The organism is bacterium (assembly GCA_030655055.1).
Taxonomy (GTDB): Bacteria; Edwardsbacteria; AC1; order AC1; family EtOH8; genus UBA5202.
Window position 1 is genome coordinate 1 of the sequence record JAURWH010000060.1, and the last position, 2820, is coordinate 2820.

General features: G+C 52.3%; 3 protein-coding genes. All 3 read right to left on the reverse strand.

Annotation, left to right across the window (positions count from 1 at the left end):
* A partial coding sequence (locus Q7U71_02795) for a hypothetical protein (GenBank protein ID MDO9390681.1) occupies window positions 1-1009 on the reverse strand: 1009 nt, incomplete at its 3' end.
* 55 nt (window positions 1010-1064) lie between these two features.
* Entirely contained in the window at window positions 1065-1724 is a 660-nt protein-coding gene (locus Q7U71_02800) for a hypothetical protein (GenBank protein ID MDO9390682.1), read from the reverse strand.
* Window positions 1725-1755: 31 nt separating this feature from the next.
* Complete coding sequence (locus Q7U71_02805; protein ID MDO9390683.1) at window positions 1756-2760, reverse strand: PhoH family protein; 1005 nt, start codon at window positions 2758-2760, stop codon at window positions 1756-1758.
* Window positions 2761-2820: the final 60 nt, after the last annotated feature.

Here is a 2820-nt window from a genome sequence, read left to right on the forward strand (position 1 = left end):
AGAGGTAGATGATCAGGATCCCCAGGAAGAATCCCAAAGCCAAAAGTCTTGACAGCAATGTCAAAAGATACCGCCAGCCTCCCTGGCGGGAGACCAGGGCGATCTCGTCCAGGCGCACCTTAAGGGAGTAGAGCTTTTGGGCGGCCGGGGCGTCGATCTTCTGGTAGGCCGCTACCAGGCGCTCCCCCTTGGCCACCTGGCCCACGGCCAGGGAAACATTGTGGCGGGCCAGCGCCCGGGCGTTGTTCACCTCATCCAGGTCCAGGTTAAGATTGGGCACCAGCAGTCCGGAGGCCGCCTCGGCGGCAGCCTGGGCCAGGGGGGCCGACTTTGGGAAAGCCTGTTCGGCCTTGATCTTCATCAGCAGCGGCAGGCTTTGGGCGGTGGCCAGGTCCTGCACCGGCGTCCGCTTCAGCTGATCCTGGTCCCGGATCACTATCTGGTTCCCCAGCCCCCGGGTCTGTTCGTCGTTTAAAGGCAGGATGCCGGTGGAGACCGTCTGGCGGCAGATGGAATGGAGGCCCTGCTGAAAGGGGTAAAGCTCGGGCAGGGACAATAACAAATTTACGGTGGCCGGGGAGATCCCCAGGCCCCAGCCTTCCAGCCTTTTCTTTTTGACCGCCAGGTATTCGTCCTCCTCCCGGAGGGAGGAAAGCTTTACCAGAAAACGGTCGACGTCGCCCAGGATCTTGTTGTCCACCTCGGGGCTGCGGTAGGCGATGGCCAGGACGTTAAGCTCGGCGCTGTCCTGCTGGGCCGCCAGCTCTTGGGGGTACTTAAGCACCGGAAAGTCGAAGGGGGCCACGATGTCGTGGTTGCTGGTGTTTCCCTCCTTAAGCTCCAGCTCGTCGTGGCGGGCCGGGGAGAACAGGTTGGCCACGATCAAAAGCAGGCCGAAGGCGATGGCGGCCCGTTTAAGCCAGAAGATCTGCCTTTTGCGGGCCGGAGCGTCCAAGGGCCAGAAGGCCTTGGCGAAATTGAGGAGTTTGGTTTTAAAATCTATCTTCATAAATATTATAAAGGATTGCTAATAGGGCTCATTATTTATCATATGGAAAACATATCTACTTATGTTGGAGAATCCATTGTTTACCTTCAACAGCTTTTTGGGAAAAATAACTATTGGGATATTTTTGTATAATTTCGTTAAAAATATTTAAGGCTTTATCTTTATCCGGGTTTACCCAAGTCCAATAATTATTTTGTGCTTCAATATATAAATTATATGGTTCAAGTTCGGAGCTATCCGGTTTGACAATGTTAAAGCTAATCGTCTTGTTAAAGGGTACAAGGTCATGTTTATATCTCGGATGGTATTCTAATTTGAACGTATAAGTATCCTTGGGCAAAATACCCCATATACAATTTTTATATTCTATGCGAAAGGATTGTAGTAAATTAAGAGTGATGTTTTTTGTTTCTTTTTGTGCTATTTTCATCCTCCAATCTATTACATCAGTATATAGCTCCTTGCACATAATTGCTTCGCCCTTCGAATTCCTTAGATCAAATTTGAAACAACCTCTAAAAGCAGCAATAGCAGGCACTTCTATGCTATCATTTGTAAGATTAATAATTTTAATATTGAGGTTTATGTCCTCACCTTCCATAAACGTGTCTTTTGTTGGGTAAACGTTTATAGAATATTCATTTTTCTTACATGAAAACGATAAAAGGGCTATTGATATTAATAGTGGTAAAGCCCATATTAAATTATTTTTCATTTTAGTATCGCTTATGAAAATAAATTGAAATTTAATCCGACGGCCCGGTTTTTTCGTCCTGGTTCTGTCCCCGGCCCTCGTTCTGGCTGCTGCTCTGGTAGGCCTGGATGATTCTCTGCACCAGGTGGTGCCTCACCACATCGCGCTCCGACAGGTTGATGAACTTTATTCCCTCCACCCGGGAAAGCACCTCCTGGATGTGCACCAGGCCGGAACTGTCGTTGCGGGGCAGGTCTATTTGGGTGACGTCGCCGGTGACCACCGCCTTGGAGTTGAAGCCCAGCCGGGTCAGGAACATCTTCATCTGGGTGCGGGTGGCGTTCTGGGCTTCGTCCAGTATCACGAAGGAATTGTTCAGGGTCCGGCCCCGCATGTAGGCCAGGGGCACTATCTCGATGATCTCGTTGGCCATGAAGCGGCGCACCTTCTCCGGGGACATCAGGTCGTACAGGGCGTCATATAGGGGCCGCATGTAGGGGTCGATCTTGTCCCGGAAATCTCCGGGCAAAAAACCCAGCGATTCTCCCGCCTCGACGGCGGGACGGCAGAGGATGATGCGCTCCACCTGGCGTTCGTTCAAGGCCGCCACCGCCGCGGCCACCGCCAGATAGGTCTTGCCGGTTCCGGCCGGCCCCACCGCTATCACCAGGTCGTGGTCCTTGATGGCGTCCAGATACTGGGACTGGCCGGGCGATTTGGGCCGGATCAGCTTTTTAAGGGCCAGGGCGGCCACGGTCCCCCGCTCCTGGATGTCCCGGTGCCGCTCGCCGGCCTGGCTGATCGCCAGCCCTATGTCCCGCTCCTGCAGCACCGAGCCCGATTCCACCCGGGCTCTGAGATTCAGTATCAGGGAAGTGATGGCCTCCAGCTCCTCGGTTGAACCCTTGATGATGACCTCGTCACCCCGGGCGAAGATCTTGGCCTTGAAGGAATGCTGGATCACCTTTAAGTTGGAATCCCCAGGCCCCAAAAGGTTCACCGGGTCGATACCGGCCAGGGAGATCCGTTCGGTTATCTCGTTGAGTTCTTTAGGCATGTTTTTAGGCTGTAGTAATGCTGTAAAAGTTAGTAAACTCCAGTAAATAATATATCACAA

Excerpts from the sequence above, each read along its gene's own strand:
- Q7U71_02800 (MDO9390682.1), bottom strand. The coding sequence starts at position 1,724 with ATGAAAAATAATTTAATATGGGCTTTACCACTATTAATATCAATAGCC.
- Q7U71_02805 (MDO9390683.1), bottom strand. The coding sequence starts at position 2,760 with ATGCCTAAAGAACTCAACGAGATAACCGAACGGATCTCCCTGGCCGGT.